Origin of the sequence: Enterovirga sp. GCM10030262 (genome assembly GCF_042666435.1) — a bacterium.
Lineage (GTDB): Bacteria > Pseudomonadota > Alphaproteobacteria > Sphingomonadales > Sphingomonadaceae > Allosphingosinicella.
In genome coordinates this window covers 490,271-507,004 of record NZ_JBHTDC010000002.1, presented here as the reverse complement: position 1 = coordinate 507,004, position 16,734 = coordinate 490,271, and the positions used below count along the sequence as shown (strand labels likewise).

Annotated in this window: 16 protein-coding genes; 13 read left to right on the top strand and 3 right to left on the bottom strand. The window is 66.8% G+C overall.

The annotated features are described in order from the left end of the window. The 11 genes from fliL (at position 1) to fliS (ending at position 7,871) form a co-directional block, all read left to right on the top strand. Positions 1–576, top strand: a complete 576-nt coding sequence (fliL, locus tag ACFQRC_RS11675; RefSeq protein ID WP_379961390.1) for a flagellar basal body-associated protein FliL — start codon at positions 1–3, stop codon at positions 574–576. Beyond that, entirely contained in the window at positions 573–1,547 is a 975-nt protein-coding gene (locus ACFQRC_RS11670) for a flagellar motor switch protein FliM (RefSeq protein WP_379961388.1), read from the top strand. The genes fliL and ACFQRC_RS11670 overlap by 4 nt, the downstream gene beginning before the upstream one ends. Then, a complete protein-coding gene (gene fliN, locus ACFQRC_RS11665; protein WP_379961386.1) occupies positions 1,540–1,866 on the top strand; it encodes a flagellar motor switch protein FliN in 327 nt (108 codons plus the stop codon). The genes ACFQRC_RS11670 and fliN overlap by 8 nt, the downstream gene beginning before the upstream one ends. Then, positions 1,863–2,138 (top strand): flagellar biosynthetic protein FliO, encoded by a 276-nt coding sequence (locus tag ACFQRC_RS11660; protein WP_379961384.1) that lies wholly within the window; start codon positions 1,863–1,865, stop codon positions 2,136–2,138. The genes fliN and ACFQRC_RS11660 overlap by 4 nt, the downstream gene beginning before the upstream one ends. A gap of 82 nt (positions 2,139–2,220) precedes the next feature. Then, entirely contained in the window at positions 2,221–2,982 is a 762-nt protein-coding gene (gene fliP, locus ACFQRC_RS11655) for a flagellar type III secretion system pore protein FliP (protein WP_379961382.1), read from the top strand. Positions 2,983–3,033: 51 nt separating this feature from the next. Then, the gene (fliQ, locus tag ACFQRC_RS11650) at positions 3,034–3,306 is read left to right on the top strand and encodes a flagellar biosynthesis protein FliQ (RefSeq protein ID WP_379961380.1); all 273 of its coding nucleotides are present in this window, start codon (positions 3,034–3,036) and stop codon (positions 3,304–3,306) included. Further along, on the top strand, positions 3,306–4,082 hold the full coding sequence (gene fliR / locus ACFQRC_RS11645; protein ID WP_379961378.1) for a flagellar biosynthetic protein FliR: 777 nt from the start codon (positions 3,306–3,308) through the stop codon (positions 4,080–4,082). The genes fliQ and fliR overlap by 1 nt, the downstream gene beginning before the upstream one ends. Positions 4,083–4,086: 4 nt before the next feature. Next, positions 4,087–5,226, top strand: coding sequence for a flagellar type III secretion system protein FlhB (gene flhB / locus ACFQRC_RS11640; protein WP_379961376.1), 1,140 nt, complete (start codon positions 4,087–4,089; stop codon positions 5,224–5,226). Between the two features lie 52 nt (positions 5,227–5,278). Beyond that, positions 5,279–5,707 (top strand): hypothetical protein, encoded by a 429-nt coding sequence (locus ACFQRC_RS11635; RefSeq protein ID WP_379961375.1) that lies wholly within the window; start codon positions 5,279–5,281, stop codon positions 5,705–5,707. Between the two features lie 113 nt (positions 5,708–5,820). After that, positions 5,821–7,437, top strand: a complete 1,617-nt coding sequence (fliD, locus tag ACFQRC_RS11630) for a flagellar filament capping protein FliD (RefSeq protein ID WP_379961373.1) — start codon at positions 5,821–5,823, stop codon at positions 7,435–7,437. Positions 7,438–7,478: 41 nt separating this feature from the next. Continuing rightward, positions 7,479–7,871 carry a flagellar export chaperone FliS gene (gene fliS / locus ACFQRC_RS11625; protein WP_379961371.1) on the top strand — a complete coding sequence of 131 codons (393 nt, stop codon included), beginning with the start codon at positions 7,479–7,481 and terminating at the stop codon, positions 7,869–7,871. Between the two features lie 53 nt (positions 7,872–7,924). On the opposite strand, the gene ACFQRC_RS11620 is transcribed toward fliS, so the two are convergent. From ACFQRC_RS11620 to ACFQRC_RS11610, 3 genes are all read right to left on the bottom strand, one after another. After that, positions 7,925–9,010, bottom strand: coding sequence for a sigma-54 interaction domain-containing protein (locus ACFQRC_RS11620; RefSeq protein WP_379961369.1), 1,086 nt, complete (start codon positions 9,008–9,010; stop codon positions 7,925–7,927). A gap of 199 nt (positions 9,011–9,209) precedes the next feature. After that, a complete protein-coding gene (locus tag ACFQRC_RS11615) occupies positions 9,210–12,623 on the bottom strand; it encodes a hypothetical protein (RefSeq protein WP_379961367.1) in 3,414 nt (1,137 codons plus the stop codon). A gap of 262 nt (positions 12,624–12,885) precedes the next feature. After that, positions 12,886–14,520: a M10 family metallopeptidase C-terminal domain-containing protein gene (locus tag ACFQRC_RS11610; RefSeq protein WP_379961365.1), complete on the bottom strand. Its 1,635-nt coding sequence runs from the start codon at positions 14,518–14,520 to the stop codon at positions 12,886–12,888. A gap of 263 nt (positions 14,521–14,783) precedes the next feature. Between ACFQRC_RS11610 and ACFQRC_RS11605 the strand changes: the two genes are divergently transcribed. Beyond that, entirely contained in the window at positions 14,784–15,275 is a 492-nt protein-coding gene (locus ACFQRC_RS11605; protein ID WP_379961363.1) for a hypothetical protein, read from the top strand. Positions 15,276–15,378: 103 nt separating this feature from the next. Continuing rightward, positions 15,379–16,728: a DNA-packaging protein gene (locus ACFQRC_RS11600; RefSeq protein WP_379961361.1), complete on the top strand. Its 1,350-nt coding sequence runs from the start codon at positions 15,379–15,381 to the stop codon at positions 16,726–16,728. Positions 16,729–16,734 lie beyond the last annotated feature (6 nt).

Sequence of the window (16,734 nt, the reverse complement as noted above, 5' to 3'; positions counted from 1 at the left end):
ATGAGCGATACGGAAACCGAAAAGTCGGCGAAGAAGCCGGGCAAGCGCAAGAAAATCCTGCTGCTCGCTGTGCTGGCCCTGATCGGCGGCGGCGGCGGTGTCGGCGCCGCGCTCTATGCCGGCGTATTCGATCTCGGCGGCCCGTCCGCGCAGGTCGATCCGGACCTGCCGCAGCTCGTCCTGCGCGAGGGCGTCGATGAAAGCTTCGCCGCCAAATATGCGTCGGCATTGGGCGACGGCTCGCCCGATCCTTCCAAATTCCAGGCAACTTATTACCCCGTCGGCGAAAGCTTCACGGTCAACCTCCGCGACGGCGAAGGCTTCGTGCAGATCGGGCTCGGCGTTTCGACTTTCTATGACGAGCGGGTTCTCGCCAATGTGAAGCAGCACGAAATGGCCGTCCGCTCGGCGATGCTGATGACATTGTCGCAGCAGGATCTGGTGACGATCAGCACGGCGCAGGGCAAATTGGCCTTGAAGCGCGATCTCAGGAAGTCGGTCAACGACGTGCTCAAGGCGCGCGCCGGCTTCGGCGGCATCGACGACATCTATTTCACGAGCTTCGTGGTCCAGTGACCGACACTTCATCCTCTCTGTCCGGCGAGGAGGTCGACGCGCTGATGACTCAGCTCGGCGAGCAGAATGCCGACGATCCGCGCTCGGCGACTCCCAAGGCCCACGCGCTTGGCAGCGTGTCGCTGCGGCCGATGGCGGCGCTGCCCGCGCTGGAGCGGATGGGAGAAAGGATGGCGCGCAAGCTGCGCGACTTGATCGAGCCCTTCGCCCGCGCCAAGCCCAAGGTCACCGCCGACGTCGTCGCCATCCGCCGCTTCGAAAGCTGGCGGGCGGAACAGCCCGAATTCATGAGCCTCAGCCTCTACAGCCTGCGTCCCTTGAAGGGCGGCGTGCTGATCGCGATCGAGCCGGCCTTCGTCAGCCGGCTGGTCGACATCTTCTACGGCGGCAGCGGCGCCCAGGCACCCGGCAAGGCGAAGGAATTCACGGCGACCGAGGACAGGCTGCTCGCACGGCTGACCGAGGCGCTGGTCGCGACCCTGGCCGAGGTCTGGGCCGAAATCCTGCCGGTGAAGCCGCGGCTCAACTCGCGCGAGACCAACACCGCCTTCGCCAGCCTGGTGCGCGACGAGGAACAGGTGGCGGTGGCGCGCTTCACCATCGCGCCGTCGCAAGGCCGCGCGGCGACCATCGACATCCTCTATCCGGTCGCCTCGCTGCGCGCGGTGGAGGCGCAATTGTCGGCCAATATGAACGACGACGGCGGCATCGCCAGCCGGGAGTGGCGCGAACGCCTGGCCTCCGCTCTGTCGGAAGTCCGGCTGCAGGCGCGCAGCGTGCTCGCCCGGCCCAACCTGTCGGTCGCCGAACTGCTCGAATTGAAGCCCGGAGACGTGATCCCGATCAGCGTTCCGGCGCTGGTGCCCCTGCTGGTCGCCGGCCGGCCGGTCGCGCTGGGGCGGATCGGGGACCAGGACGGGCGCGCCGCGCTGCAGATCGAGAAGATCGAAGGGAGTTCCAGACATGAGTGAAGCCGATCCGACCATCGCCCTCCAGGACGAGGAAGAGGCGGCCATTGGCGGCCGCAACTACCGCCTGCTCGCCGACATCCCGCTCCGCCTCTCGGTGGAGGTCGGCAGCACGGCGCTCAAGCTGTCCGAGCTGATGAACCTTTCCGAAGGCGGCCTCGTCGAGCTCGACCGGCAGGCGCACGAATTGCTCGACATCATGGCCAACGGCACCCTGATCGCCAAGGGCGAGATCGTCACCGTCAACGGCCGCTTCGGCGTCCGCGTGGTCGACGTCGTCTCCGCCGACGCCAGGCTCGCGGGGCTCGAGCGCCGCAAATGATGACCGCCTACATCCTGAAGCTGCTGATCCTGTTGCCGCTCGTCGGCGGCCTCGCCTTCGGCGCCCTGTGGCTGTGGCGCCGGGTGCAGCCCGGAGTCTCGATGGGCCAGCGCGAGCGGGCGGTGAAGGTGGTCGACGCCATTCCGATGGGCGCCGTGGGGCGGCTCGCGGTGGTCGAGTTCGCCGACAAGAGGCTGCTCCTCGCCGTCTCGCGCGGCAAGATCGAGCTTCTGTCCGAAAGCAGCCTGCCCAAGGTTGCCGTCAGTGAGTGATTCGCTTCGCAGCGGTTCCCCGGTGCAAGCCGGGGCCCAGATTCTCGCGCCGACTGGACCCCGGCTTTCGCCGGGGAACAAGGTGCTCCTCGCCTTTCTGGCGATCCTGCTGCTGCTCCTTCTTTCCGCCTCGCCCGCATTGGCCCAGTCCGCCGGCGGCCAGCCGGGCGCGATGGACCGGGCGCTGAACACCATCTCGGGCGACGGCCGGCCCTTGTCGCTGTCCTTGCAGATCCTCGTCCTGATGAGCCTGCTGACGGTATTGCCGTCGCTGGTGCTGATGATGACGAGCTTCACCCGCATCATCATCGTGCTGTCGATCCTGAGGCAGGCTTTAGGCCTGCAGCAGACGCCGCCCAACCAGGTGCTGGTCGGGCTCGCCTTGTTCCTGTCGCTGTTCGTGATGCGGCCGTTCGTCGACCAGATCAACGAGACCGCCTTTACCCCTTATGGCGAGGGCCAGATCGGGATCGAGGAAGCGGTCACCCGCTCGGGCGACATCCTCCACGGCTTCATGATCCGCCAGACGCGCGAGACCGACCTCAAGCTGTTCGCCGACCTCGCCGAGGTGCCGGCCTTCGCCTCGCCCCAGGACGTGCCTTTCTCGATCCTGCTGCCGGCCTTCGTCACCAGCGAATTGAAGACCGCCTTCCAGATCGGCTTCCTCATCTTCCTGCCCTTCCTCATCATCGATTTGGTCGTCGCTTCCACGCTGATGGCGTTGGGCATGATGATGCTGTCGCCGTCCATCATCTCGATGCCGTTCAAACTGCTCCTGTTCGTCCTGGTCGATGGCTGGGCCCTGACCATGGGCTCGCTCGCGGCGAGCTTCAACGGAGGCTAGGGCGATGGGTCGGTCGGCGACTGCATATCCGGGCGGATCGGGGGCGGAATAATGGAAGAGCCCGATTATTTCATCGGCGTCGCCCAGCAGGCGCTGTGGATATTGTCACTCGCCGCCGCGCCGATCCTCATACCGGCGCTGGTCGCCGGGCTGGTGCTCGGCATGATCCAGGCCGCGACATCGATCAACGAGGCGACCTTGAGCTTCGTGCCCAAGCTTATCGTAGTGGCGATCTCGCTGGCGCTGTTCGGGGGCGCGATCCTGATGCTGATCGCCGATTTCACCCAGGAAATCTTCGCCCGCATCCCCGAGCTGATGCACTGATGCCGGCCGGTTTCGCGGGCCTCGAAGCGCAGCTCTGGCTCTGGATGGTGGCGATGATCCGCCCCGGCGCGGCTTTCCTCGCCGCGCCCGTGTTCGGCGCCGCCTTCGTGCCCGTGCAGTTGCGCCTCGTCGTCGCGCTCGCCATCGGCATTCCGGCGCTCGCGGTCACCGATTTCACGCTCCCCGACGCCGGCCTCGTCTCGATCGAGGGTTTCATGCTGGTGCTGGGCGAGGTGCTGACCGGGCTCGCTTTGGGCTTCGCGGTCCAGATCGGATTTTCGGCGGCGCTCATCGCCGGCGAGACGATCGGCAACGCGATGGGCCTGGGCTTCGCGGCGATGATGGATCCCGCGACCGGCCAGAACAATCCCGCCGTCGCGCAATTCCTGTCGATCCTCGGCACCTTCCTGTTCCTCGCCATCGGCGGCCACCTCGCGCTCGCCGCGACCGTCGTCGAAAGCTACCGGGCGCTGCCGCCCGGCGCCGCCTGGATCACCGCCGAGAGCATGTACGGACTGGTCATGTTCGGTGGCATCCTGTTCGCGGCCGGGCTTTCGATCGCGCTGCCGGTCGCCTTCGCCATCGTGCTGGTGCAGATCGTGATGGGCATGCTCGCCCGTTCGGCCCCGGCGCTTAACCTGTTCGCCGTCGGCTTCCCAGCCGCCCTGCTCGCCGGCCTCGTCCTGATGGCGATGGCGGCGCCGGTGATGGGCGAGGGGATCATCGCCGCGCTGGAGCAGGGGCTCCAGGAATCGCTGCGCCTGGCCGGGGGCTGAGGCCATGTCCGAGGAACCGGAAAAAGACCAGAAAACCGAGGCGCCGACCGACAAGAGGCGCCGTGACGCGGCTGAGAAAGGCGACGTCCTCCAGTCGCGCGAGCTCGGCACCGCGCTGGTCGTGCTGGCGGGCGCCGCCTGGCTCGCTCTCGCCGGCCCGCTCTTCCTGGGCGCGTTGGAGGAGATGCTGATCGACGGGCTGAGCTTCGAGGCGGCCGACGTGCGCGACTTCGATCCCGGCTCGGCGGCGCTGCGCCTCATCGGGATTGTCGTCGTGCCGTTGCTCGGCCTGTTCGCGATCACCATCGCCGCCGCGATCGGCGGGCCGGCGATGCTCGGCTCGTTCGGGTTTCGCGCCAAGGCGTTCGGCTTCAAGGCGAGCAAGCTCAATCCCCTGTCGGGGCTGAAGCGCATCTTCGGAATGCAAGGTCTGGTGGAGCTCGGCAAGTCGCTCGCCAAGGTCCTCCTGCTGGGCGCGGTCGGCATCTGGTTGCTGATGGACCAGGCGCGCGGCCTGATGGGCCTCACGTCGCAGGAGATCGGGCCCGCGCTCGGCACGGTCGGCTGGACGTTCGTCATCGCCGTGCTGGTCATGTCGCTCGCGCTGGCGGCGATCGCGCTGATCGACGTGCCCGCGCAGATCATGCAGCGCGGCGCGCGCCTCCGCATGAGCAAGCAGGAAATCAAGGACGAGCACAAGCAGACCGAGGGCTCGCCCGAGCTGAAGGCGGCGGTGCGGCGGCGGCAGCACGAGGTGCTGCGCGGATCGGCCCGCTCGGCGGTGGCCGAGGCGACCGTCATCCTCACCAACCCGACCCATTTCGCCGTCGCCCTTCGCTACGATCCGGAGACCGATGCCGCCCCGGTTGTAGTCGCGCGCGGACGCGGCGCCACCGCCGAGGCGATACGCGAGCTGGCCAAAGAGCATCAGGTGCCGATCCTCAGCTATCCGCAGCTCGCCCGCGCCGTCTATTTCACCGCCCGCACCGGCCAGGTCATCCGCGACGATCTCTATCTCGCGGTCGCGACCGTCCTCGCCTTCGTGTTCAACCTCGACGCCGCGATGGCCGCGGGCGCCGCGCCGCCGCCGGTCGCGGTGCCGCCGGGCGCCCGCTTCGACGCCGAGGGCCGGGCGGAAAGTTAAACTTTCCCTGACGCTGCCGTTGCTAGTCGGGCGAAGCAGCGTGGGGCGGGCAATGGATCGGACGGGATCAGGGATATCGAGCGAGGAAGAGCTCGGTGCCGCCGTCGACCATATCGAGGCGGCGCTGCAACTCGCTTTTTCGGGCGAATCCGGCGCCCGGCGGATCGCCTTGGCCTATCAGGCGATCGCCCGGGCGCCGAAGGCCGTCGCTCCCAGCGAGGCGGAGGAGCTGCGCGGCCACATGGCGGCGGCGATCGGGGAACTCGACCGGCTGCGCATTCGCGCCGAGCGCGCCGGCGTGCCGATGGACGAATGGCTCGAGGCGGTGGCGGCGGACATCAAGGCGGCCGCGCCGGCCCTTGACATCGTCGCGCTGGAAACGGTGATGTCGCTCGCCCGCCGGATCGCCGCCGACCCCTCCCGCTCGCTCGGCGCGCAGGCGCATCTCGGCGGCGGCGCGGTGCGGACCCTGACAGGCTAGGACCCGGCGCCGCGAAGCCGATCCGATCCCGAAAGAATGTTCGGATTCGCGCGCGCGAACCCTAAAAAAACCGCCGCTCCCGCCGTTGATGAGGATGACGGAAGGGGATCCCCATGGTTTCATCGATCTCATACAGCCTCGGCATCGGTTCGGGCATCGACACCAAGGCGCTGATCGACGGCCTCGCCGACGCGGTGCGGGCACCCAAGGAAGCTCAGCTCGCCCGTCGCGAAGCGGCCAATGCCGCGCAGGTCTCCGCCCTCGCCGACGCTTCGGGCGCGATCGATTCGTTCGCGGCGGCGCTTTCCACGCTGATTGCCGGCGGAACCCTGTTCAGCCAGCCCAACGTGTCCGACACCAGCATCCTGACCGCCACCGCCCAGCCGGGCGCCCGGCTCGGCGACCTGTCGGCGGTGATCGAGGTCGGCCAGCTCGCCCGCGCCCAGACGCTCGAATCCATGTCGCTGGCCAGCGCGTCCGATCCGGTCGGCCAGGGCGATTTGACGCTGACGACGTCGCGCGGTGCGTTCACGGTCACGATCGACGCGACCAACGACAGTCTCGACGGCCTCGCCAAGGCGATCAACGACCAGAATAGCGGCGTCACCGCCAGCATCGTTACCCAGCAGGGCGGCGCCCGGCTGGTGCTGAAGGGCGGAACCGGCGAGGCCGAAGCCTTCACCCTCGGCGTCCCCGCCGGCACCGCGACCGGGCTGGAGCGGTTCGCCTTCGGCGGCGGCGCCACGGGCGGCATGACCGCGGCGCAGACCGCGCAGGACGCGATCGTGCATCTCGACGGGGTCGAGGTGAAGCGCTCCTCCAACGTCATCGCGGACCTGATCGACGGCATCCAGATCGACCTCAAGCGCGCCGTTCCGGGGACCACGGTCTCGCTCGGCATCACCCGGCCGAGCGCCGCGATCGAGCAGGCGGTGAACGATTTCACCGCCGCCTATAACGAACTGCACGCGATCCTGGCCGAAGCCACCGCGCGGCCGGGCGCGGCCGGCGATGACGGCGGCCCGCTGCGCGGCGACCTCGGCATCCGCGAATTGCAGCGCCAACTGGCTCGGCTCCCCTCGACCGTGCTCAGCAGCCAGGGCGGCCCGGCCACCCTGGCCGAGATCGGCGTCGCCACCAACCGCGACGGCACGCTCAGCGTCAACGGCGCCCGGCTGAAGGAGATGCTCGAAGCCGATCCGCAAGGCGTCGAGGCCCTGTTCAACCCCGGCCAGTATAGCAGCTCCCCCCTGGTCTCGATCATGAGCAAGATGGGCAAGGCAAAGCCCGGCACCTATCAGCTGACCGAGCTCGTCCCGGCCGCGGGCGGCGTCGGCGCCACGGGCAAGGTCGACGGATTGGCGATGATCTCTTCCGGCACCAACCTCATCGCGCCGGTCGGCTCCGGGGCGATCGGGCTCGTGGTCAAGCTCTCCGGATCGGTGTCGAGCGCGACGATCACCATCGACTCGGGCATCGGCGGCGCGCTGCAGGCGATCCGCGACGCGGTCCGGGCCTCGACCGGCCCGTTCGCGAGCGCCCAGGACCGGCTGGCCGAGGAAGCCGAGACGATCGCCGAGGACCGCGAGACGCTCGAGACCCGCTCGGAGACCTATTACAACCAGCTCGTCTCGTCCTTCACCGCGATGGAGCGGCGCGTTTCCGCCTTCAAGGCGACGCAGAGCTATCTCGAACAGCAGATCAAGGCCTGGAACGCCAGCGGCGACTGAGCGGACGGCGGCTGACAAACTCAATTAGGGAGTGACCTGGAATGTTCATGAGGCAAAGCCAGTTCGGCGCGGCGCGGGCGCGGTATCAGAGCGTCGACATGGCCAGCCGGATCGAGGGCGCGACGCCGCACCGGCTGGTCGGCATATTGTTCGACGAGTTGCTGAAGGCGCTCGACGCGATGGCGGCGGCGGTGCGGCGGGGCGACGTCGCCCAGCGGGGGACGCGGCAGGCGCGGGCGCTGTCGATCCTCCACGGCCTGGAAGGGAGCCTCGATTTCGACAAAGGCGGCGAGATCGCCGAAGGGCTGCTCGCTATCTATCGCGAGGCGCGGCGGCTGACGATCGCCGGCGGCCGCTCCAACGACAGCGAGCAGATCGTCCAGGCCCGCGACATGCTCCACGAGATCGCCTCCGCCTGGGACGCGATCGGGTAGTTTCAGAACGCTGCGGTCGTTTGGAGTGGGCGGCCCAATCTGGACCCGCTGTCCTACGCGGCCTTGGCGATGCCGTATTTGCGCATCTTCTCGATAAGGGTGGTGCGCTGGAGCGAGAGCAAGCGGGCGGCTTCGGCGACGACGCCCTCGGCGCGATCGAGCGCTTCGCTGATGTAGCGATGCTCCAGTTCGGCGACGACGGTGCGCAGGTCGACCGGACCTCCGCCCAGGATCGGCATGACGTCGTCGCACGGAACGATCTCAGGCGGCGCGACGGCCGCGACCGGCACGGCGCGTTCGCTGGCTTCCCAAAGGGCGGCGCGCTCGACGCGGTTGACGCGGGTGCGGCGGTGGAGGAGCAGCTCGACTTCCTCGGCGCCGACCGTCTGGCCGGGAAAGAGGATGGCGGCGCGCTCGATGACGTTGCGCAATTCGCGGACGTTGCCCGGCCAGGGATGGGCGACCAGCCGGTCCATCCCGGCAGGCGTGAAGCGGACAGTGCGCCTGGTGTCGGCGATCTGGCGCAGGAAGTGGCGGACGAGCAAGGGCACGTCCTCGCGGCGCTCGCCGAGCGAGGGCAGGTCGATCGGGAAGACGGCGAGGCGGTAGAACAGATCCTCGCGGAAACGCTTGGCGTCGATCGCTTCGTCTATGTCGCGATGGGTGGCGGAGACGATGCGGCTGTCGACCGCGATCTGGCCGCGGCCGCCGACGCGCTGGATGGCGCGCTCTTCGAGGACGCGGAGCAATTTGACCTGCATGTCGGCCGGCATATCGCCGATCTCGTCGAGGAACAGGGTGCCGCCATGGGCTTCCTCGAAGCGGCCGCGATGCTGGGTGTGGGCGCCGGTGAACGAGCCTTTCTCGTGGCCGAACAATTCGGATTCGAGGAGATCGCGCGGGATCGCGCCGCAATTGACGGCGACATAGGATTTGGAGGCGCGCTGGCTCTCGGCGTGGATCGACCGGGCGACCATTTCCTTGCCGCTTCCCGACGGGCCGGTGACGATCACCGATGCGCCGCTCGGCGCGACCTGGCGGACGAGGCGGCGAAGATCGACCATCGCCGGGCTCTCGCCGATCAGCAGGCTCTCGGCGCTGGCGGCGGCTTCGGCCACCGGGCTGAATGCGACCGACATATCAGGCGCCCGCCGACGGGCGGTGCGAAAAACATTTAAGCAAAACGACTTCCCCCCTGGCCACTGTTATTCAGTGTGACGCCCACTTCTTGAAGGGAAATGGTTAACGACGAATAAAGAGTCCGAGCCGGATTTTGAGACAGGGTCCGAAGCCGTCAGGCAGCAGCCCTCCCCCCGGCGGAGGGAAGGGCCGCGGCCTTCAGATGAACGCGACGAAATCGGCGGCGGTGAGGGTTGTGCCGGCGTCGACGCGGGCGAAGAGGATCGCGTTGGCTCCGCCCCTGCCGTCGGCGTCGTAGAAAATCTCGCCGCTCGTCTGGTCGTAGAGGATCCGGTCGGTGGCGTCGGCCTGGAGATCGGCGCTGAACGCGGCGGCGCGGAGGCGTCCGCTGTCGGCGATGCCGTCGAAGATTGCGCGATCGAGGCGGATCGTGTCGTCGACGGCGACGAAATCGAGGATGTCATCCACCTCCCTGCGACGCAGCAGGCTGTCGAAGACGAAGTCGTCCAGCCCCTCGCCCCCGGTCAGACGGTCGGCGCCTCGGCCTCCGGAGAGGCTGTCGTCGCCGGCGCGGCCCTCGATCCGGTCGTTGCCGTAGCCGCCCGTCATAGCGTTGGCGCCGTCGCTTCCGATCAGCAGGTTGCCGGCGCCATTGCCATGGCCTTCGATATCCTCGGCGCCGGTGAGCGTCAGGTTTTCGATATGTCCGCCGAGCGTGAAGGAGACGGAGGATTGCACCCGATCCCTGCCGCCATCGCTCGCCTCGGCGACCCGATCACCGACGTCGTCGACCCTGTAGATGTCGTTGCCGCCGCCGCCGTTCATATAGTCGGCCCCGGCCCGGCCATCGAGGCGGTTCGAAGCGCCATTGCCGATCAAGCTGTTGTCCAGACCGTTGCCGGCGCCGGCGATGTTGGACCCGCCGGTGAGGATGAGGGTCTCGAAATGGGCGCCAAGCTTGAAGCTGATCGAACTGGAGACCCGGTCCACGCCTCCGGCGGGGCTGGTCTCGCGGACTGTGTCGCCGATATTGTCGACGACATAGCCGTCGTTCCCCGAGCCGCCGAACATCGCATCGGCCCCCGTGCCGCCATCGAGGACGTTGGCGCCGGCATTGCCGTGGATCAGATTGTCGAGATCGTTGCCGGTGCCCTTGATATTGGCCGTGCCGGTGAGACTGAGCGTTTCGATATAGCTGCCCAGGGTGAAGCTGGCCGAGGCCCTGACTTCGTCGGTGCCGCCGAAAGGACTGTCCTCGATCGCCTGGTCGCTGGCGCGATCCACCCAATAGACGTCATCGCCGAGGCCGCCCCGCATCGCGTCGGCACCGGCCTTGCCGTCGAGTATGTTGGCGGCGTCATTGCCTTCCAGAATATTGGAGAGACCGTTGCCGTAGCCGTCGATCGCGGCGGTTCCCGTGAGCATCAGATTCTCGAAATTGGCTCGCAGGACGTGGCTCAAGGAACTCTTCACCGTATCGATGCCGCCGCTGGCGCTCGTCTCGATGGCCCGGTCGCCGATTTGGTCGAGAATGTAGGTGTCGTTTCCCGCGCCGCCTTTCAGCGTGTCGACGCCTTCGCGGCCGTCGAGCAGGTTGGCCGCAGCATTGCCGGTGATGAAATTGTCGGCCGCATTGCCCGTGCCATTGAGGTTGAACGAGCCCTTGAGGATGAGGTTCTCGACATTCTGGCCGAGCTCATAGTCGATGGTGGAGTAGACCGTATCGACGCCGGCGTCGGCCGCCTCGGCCACCACGTCCCAGATGGAATCGACATGATAGCGATCGTTGCCGCCCAGGCCGGTCATCTGGTCGGCGCCGCCCCGGCCATCAATGACGTTGGCCGCCGCATTGCCCTCCAGGGCGTTGGCCAGATCGTTGCCGGTCGCCTTGATGGCCGTGTCGCCGTCAAGCGTGAGGTTCTCGACCCATCTCGGCAGGACGAAGGAGATCGTGCTGCGAACATGATCCACGTCGGTTTCGCCTTGTTCCCTGACCACATCCCCGGCGGAATTGACGTAGTAGAGATCCGCTCCGTAGCCGCCCTCCAGCCGATCCTGGCCGTCGAGGCCTTGCAGGGTGTCGTCGCCGCCGCCGCCTTCCAGCACGTTATCGGCGTCGTTGCCGGTAAGGATGTTGGCGATGCCGTTACCCTTTGCGTCGATGGCCGCCGCGGCGGTGAGGGTCAGATTCTCGATATAGGGACCCAATGCATAGCTGATCGAGCTCATCACCAGGTCGACGCCGGCCGCGGCCGTTTCGGTCAGCATGTCGCCGGCATCGGCGACATGGAAAATGTCGTCGCCATAGCCGCCCGACATGTCGTCGGACCCGGCATTGCCGATCAGCACGTCGTCGCCGTCGCCTCCGGACAGGATGTCCGCGCCGCCGCGCCCGTCGATTCTGTCATTGTCGCGCCCGCCGTCGATGCGGTCGCCGCCGCCGCCGCCGATGACCTCGTCATCACCGTCGCCGGCATTGAATGTCAGCCCGGAATCCCATGTCACGGAACCCGCGAGCGATGTCCCGTGGGCGGCCAGGGTCACGACGTCGTTGCCGGCGAGCGCGTTGTACATGCTGGCGAGAGTGCCGCTGCCCTGCAGATCCTCGATGGCGGCCCTTTCGTGCGCGCCGAGCGCGTTGAAATCGACCCTGTTGCCATAGGAATTGAACAACAGTTCCGAAGGCGAAGGCGTGCCCAGGAGCCCGGTAATCGTCTCGACATCGACCAAGGTGATCGAGCCGATCCGCTTCCCCGCCGCGTCCAGATAATGGGCGTAGAGCGTCCCGCCCGTCGAATTGATGCTGGTCGCTTCGTCGCCCTGCTTCCACAGGATTTCGCCCGAAGAGTCGACGATCCTGTGCGGCGAATAAGTGAGGTGCGCGGTGTCGTCGCCCGCGCCGCCGTCGATCAGGCCGCCGAGGAACCCGAAATAGCCATCGAACGGATCGTCGCGGATCGTGTCGTTGCCGGCACCGCCCCTGATGACGTCCTTGCCGGGCCCGCCGTTGATGATGTCGTGATAGTCGCCCCCGAAGACGCGGTCGTTGCCGTTGCCAGCGTTGAACTCCCGCGCATAGTCCCAGACGCGGTCGGCCGCTCCGTGGTAGATGATGCCATCGATATAGATAACGTAATTCTCAGCATCCGGGACACGAACTATGTCGTCACCGTCTCCGGAGTTGTAGAGATAGGGATAATAGAATTGGGCGTCGTAATTTCCCAGCCAATGCTTGATCTCGAACAAGCCTTCCTGTTCATCGGTAAGAGCGTTGAAATTGACTGAATCGTTCTGGTCAGTGAAAAACGGATCGCTGAAGAACTCATGAATTCCGTCAAATGCCTCAATGGTAAATAATTCTACATTCGAAATGATAATGGTATGGTCGTTATAGCTTACAATCAACCCATTATCAGTCTTGGCGAATTCATACCCATAATACCATCCGTCTGGAAGCACCATGATGTCGAAACCGGCGCCGCCATCGATGATGACGGTACTTACTTCGGTTTTGAAGAACATCCGTATATAATCGCCGCCGGAGGTTCCGGAGACGGATGAGGGATAGTTTTCATCCCAATAGGAAAGGTTGAAATATTCACCGATCGCCATCCGTCTGCTCCCCCTTCAATTCAGATAATCGCTACCGCCACCACTGTCGCGCCGCCGCGTTCGTCGAATGCAGCAGAGACATCAGCCTTTTCCCGCTGCTCGACGGATCCCAACCGACTCAGATGGAAGGAAAAGTCGCCTATTGTCATCCCCTAATCTGAGGATGCCAAGAAAATAATCGCATTGTGTCAGCTACTTCCAGCCATTGACCGATGCGGGACCCGCTTGGCAGGCCAAGCCCGCTGCGGGAGGACGGCGGCCTTCAGAGGAAGGCGACGAAATCGGCGGCGGTGAGCGCGGTGCCGGGGTCGACCTTCGCGAAAAGGATCGCGTCGGCGCCGCCCTTGCCGTCGGCGTCGTAGAAGAGCTCGCCGCTGGCCTGATCGTAGAGGATCCGGTCGGTGGCGTCGGCCTGGAGATCGGCGCTGAACGCGGCGGCGCGGAGGCGTCCGCTGTCGGCGATGCCGTCGAAGATCGCCCGGTCGAGGCGGATCGTGTCGTCGGCGGCGGTGAAATCGAGGATGCGGTCGATCTCGTTGCGGCGCAGCAGGCTGTCGAAGACGAATTCGTCGCGCCCGGTTCCCCCGGTCAGGCGATCGGCGCCGCGACCGCCCGAGAGGCTGTCGTCGCCGGCCCAGCCGTCGATCCGGTCGTTGCCGTAGCCGCCCGTCATCGCGTTGGCGCCGCCATTGCCGACCATGCGATTGGCGAGGCTGTTGCCGACGCCGTCGACATCGGCCCCGCCGGTCAGGACCATGGTCTCGATGCCGCCGCCGAGCGCCAGCGCGACCGAGCTGCGAATGGCGTCGGTCCCGTCGGCGCCGGTGCCTTCGCGGGCGATATCGCCAGCATGGTCGACGACGTAAATATCGTTGCCGCGACCTCCGGTCATCCGGTCGGCGCCGCCGCGCCCGTCGAGGCGATTGCCGGCATCGTTGCCGAGGATCGTGTCGGTGCCGGCGCCGCCGACGGCATTCTCGATCACCGCGCCATGGGCGATGGCGATGTTGCCGGTCATGTCCCCGCCGCTGGAGAAGGCGCCCTCGTTCAGGTCGATGACCGAGCCGGTCGCATAGCCCGACAGATCGAGCGTGTCGCGGCCGCCGCCGTCCCAGATGGCGAAGACCAGATGCGGATCGCGGCCGAGATCGTAGGAAGCGCGGCCGGCATTCGAATGAAAGCCATAGATGGTGTTGCCGGCGCGCGTCTCCATATTCGCGCCGTAGAGCGCCTGGAGCGCGGCGATGTCGTGGACGAGCGGCGTCGCGGCGAAATGGAGCCGGCCGCCGGCGACATGATCGGCGCCGGTCGCCGCCGCCGCCCAATAGGACATTACCGTGAACTGGCTGCTGTCCTGCTGATATTCGGCGGCGGTCTCGTAATTCTGGGCGTGGCCGCTGTCGCCATTATAGTCGCCGGCATGTTGGAGCCCGAGCGTGTGGAGCAATTCGTGCATCAGGGTGCTGAAATTGGATTCGCCGATCGTCCAGCCGCCGCGCGGGATCGCGCGGTGGAGGTTGATCTCGATGTCGGCGCCGCGGATGATTCCCATTTCGTCGCCCGGCGGATCGGTGAAATCGATCCGGGCGCGGCCGGTGAAGCGGTAATCGTCCGAGCGGACGTTGAGGAAGCCTATCCGCTCGTTGCCGGGGCCGGGCTCCTGCCCATTATTGGCGACCTCGACGAAATCGAGCGGGACGATATCGGAGACGAGCGTCATGATCCGCTCCAGCGCGCCGCGCTGCGCCACCGAGAAGGGGCTGAAATTGACGACCGGCTGATGATGGGCCGGCGCGAAGGTGTAATAAGAATAAGCGACCGGGCGGCTGGTCGGCCAGGCCGCGTTCCAGCCGCCGAGATTGTCGGTGATCTGCTCGAGCGTCCAGACGGGCTTCATGGCAGCGACTCCGCTATGGATCGAACGATCCTGTGCCCAATGGAGCAAGCGGGCAAGACCATTTCGGCGAACGACCTGTCGCCGTGCCATTGCTATCGGGCCTACCGCCAGTATGAACCATATTGGCAAATTAACTTGACAGCGTAACGCTCATATGGAAAGATGAGATCAAGCTGGAGAATTGCGAGTCGGGCCGATGGGCTCGGGGCCGGGAGCGAGAGATCGCTTTTCCGGCCCTTTTTCATGCGGGAGAAAGTCATGGGGTGCGGAGCAAGACTGTGGAATTGATCGGCGGTCGGAAGCCGAAGCTCAAGAAGCCGTCGCGGCGCGGGCTGACAGCGGCCAAAAAGGAGATTTTCTTCGAGACGCTGGCGACGACCTGCAACGTCGCGGCGGCGGTGCGCGCGGCGCGGATCGGAACGACCACCGTCTATCGCGAACGGCAGAAATCGGCGGAATTCCGGACGCGCTGGGCGAGCGCGGTGCGCGAGGGCTATGCGCATCTGGAACTGATGCTGCTCGAGCGGGCGATGAACGGGACCGTCAGGACCGTGACCCGCGCCGACGGCTCGGTCGAGCGCATCCACGAATATCCGAATTCGGTCGCGCTCACCCTGCTGCGCTCGCACCGCGACACGGCCGAAGCCGAGGCGGTCCGGCACGAGCCGGAGGATGTCGAGGAAATACGCGACCGGCTCGCGCGGCGGATCGAAAAATTGCGCGCGCGGATCGAGCGGGAAGCGGCGGCGGGCTGACGCATTCACGTGCGGACGAGTCTGTTCCATCCGCTTGGACCTATTGGAACGGTTGCGGTGAAAGCGGCCTCGGCTGGGCGGATCAAGCGGGAGGGTCGATGCGATGCGGTTTTCGATGTTCCGGGCGCTGGTCGAAGCGCTTGTTCGGTGCGATCAGGTTGAGGTGGTGCGGCTGCTCGGGCTGATGACGGTGGCCGACCTGCTGGTGTGGGACGCCTGCTTCGAGGCGTGGGCGCACAAGGGGCAGATCGAGCCGGTGGCGGAAGGCTGGCGCACCTGGCTGATGCTGGCCGGTCGGGGCTATGGCAAGACCCGGGCCGGGGCGGAGTGGATCACCAGGCTCGCGACGCAGCGGCGCAAGCCGGTCAGGATCGCTTTGGTCGGCGCCACCGTCGACGAGGTCCGCAAGGTGATGATCGAGGGCGAGAGCGGGCTGCTGGCGGTGGCGCGGGGGCGCCGCGCGCCGACCTGGGAGCCGAGCCTGCAGCGGCTGCGCTGGCCGGGCGGCAGCGAGGCGCATATTTATTCGGGCGAGAATCCGGACGGGCTGCGCGGGCCGCAGCATCATTTCGCCTGGTGCGACGAACTCGCCAAATGGGCGCGGCCGGACGCGGCCTGGGACAATCTCCAGATGGGGCTGCGGCTGGGGATGCGGCCGCGCGCTTTGGTGACGACGACGCCGCGACCGATCGCGATCCTCAAGCGGATCGGCGCGGAGCCGCGGACGGTGACGACGCGCGGGCGGATGGAAGACAATGTGACCTTGCCCGACGATTTCGTCGCGGCGATGGCCGAGACCTATGGCGGCACCCGGCTCGGGCGGCAGGAGCTGGATGGGGAGCTGATCGAGGATGTCGAGGGGGCGCTGTGGTCGCGGGCGCTGATCGAGCGGAGCCGGACAGACCCCCTCCTCGACCCTCTCCCGCAAGCGGGAGAGGGGACTTTGACCCGCATCGTCATCGGGGTCGATCCGCCGGCGTCGGCGAGCGGGGATGCGTGCGGGATCGTGGCGGTCGGGCTGGGGCGCGACGGGATCGGCTATGTGCTCGGCGACCATAGCGTCCGGGGATTGAGCCCGGAAGGCTGGGCGCGCGCGGTGGCGCGGGCGGCGGACCTGTGGGAAGCGGACCGCGTGGTGGCCGAGAAGAATATGGGCGGCGACATGGTCGAGAGCGTGCTCAACGGCGCCCAGGTCCACATGCCGGTCAAACTGGTCAGCGCCAGCCGGGGCAAGACTGCGCGGGCCGAGCCGGTGGCGGCCCTGTTCGAGAAGGGGCGGGCGAGGTTCGCGGGCGCCTTTCCCGAGCTGGAGGACGAGCTGGCCGGGCTGACCAGCGGCGGCGGCTATGAAGGGCCGGGGCGCTCGCCCGACCGGGCGGACGCGATGGTGTGGGCGCTGACCGAGCTGATGCTGGGCAAGGCGCGGGCGGAGCCGAGGGTTTGGGTGTTGTGAGGCGCG

Excerpts from the sequence above, each read along its gene's own strand:
- fliL (WP_379961390.1), top strand. The coding sequence starts at position 1 with ATGAGCGATACGGAAACCGAAAAGTCGGCGAAGAAGCCGGGCAAGCGC.
- fliN (WP_379961386.1), top strand. The coding sequence starts at position 1,540 with ATGAGTGAAGCCGATCCGACCATCGCCCTCCAGGACGAGGAAGAGGCG.
- ACFQRC_RS11660 (WP_379961384.1), top strand. The coding sequence starts at position 1,863 with ATGATGACCGCCTACATCCTGAAGCTGCTGATCCTGTTGCCGCTCGTC.
- fliQ (WP_379961380.1), top strand. The coding sequence starts at position 3,034 with ATGGAAGAGCCCGATTATTTCATCGGCGTCGCCCAGCAGGCGCTGTGG.
- fliR (WP_379961378.1), top strand. The coding sequence starts at position 3,306 with ATGCCGGCCGGTTTCGCGGGCCTCGAAGCGCAGCTCTGGCTCTGGATG.
- flhB (WP_379961376.1), top strand. The coding sequence starts at position 4,087 with ATGTCCGAGGAACCGGAAAAAGACCAGAAAACCGAGGCGCCGACCGAC.
- ACFQRC_RS11635 (WP_379961375.1), top strand. The coding sequence starts at position 5,279 with ATGGATCGGACGGGATCAGGGATATCGAGCGAGGAAGAGCTCGGTGCC.
- fliD (WP_379961373.1), top strand. The coding sequence starts at position 5,821 with ATGGTTTCATCGATCTCATACAGCCTCGGCATCGGTTCGGGCATCGAC.
- fliS (WP_379961371.1), top strand. The coding sequence starts at position 7,479 with ATGTTCATGAGGCAAAGCCAGTTCGGCGCGGCGCGGGCGCGGTATCAG.
- ACFQRC_RS11620 (WP_379961369.1), bottom strand. The coding sequence starts at position 9,010 with ATGTCGGTCGCATTCAGCCCGGTGGCCGAAGCCGCCGCCAGCGCCGAG.
- ACFQRC_RS11615 (WP_379961367.1), bottom strand. The coding sequence starts at position 12,623 with ATGGCGATCGGTGAATATTTCAACCTTTCCTATTGGGATGAAAACTAT.
- ACFQRC_RS11610 (WP_379961365.1), bottom strand. The coding sequence starts at position 14,520 with ATGAAGCCCGTCTGGACGCTCGAGCAGATCACCGACAATCTCGGCGGC.
- ACFQRC_RS11600 (WP_379961361.1), top strand. The coding sequence starts at position 15,379 with ATGCGGTTTTCGATGTTCCGGGCGCTGGTCGAAGCGCTTGTTCGGTGC.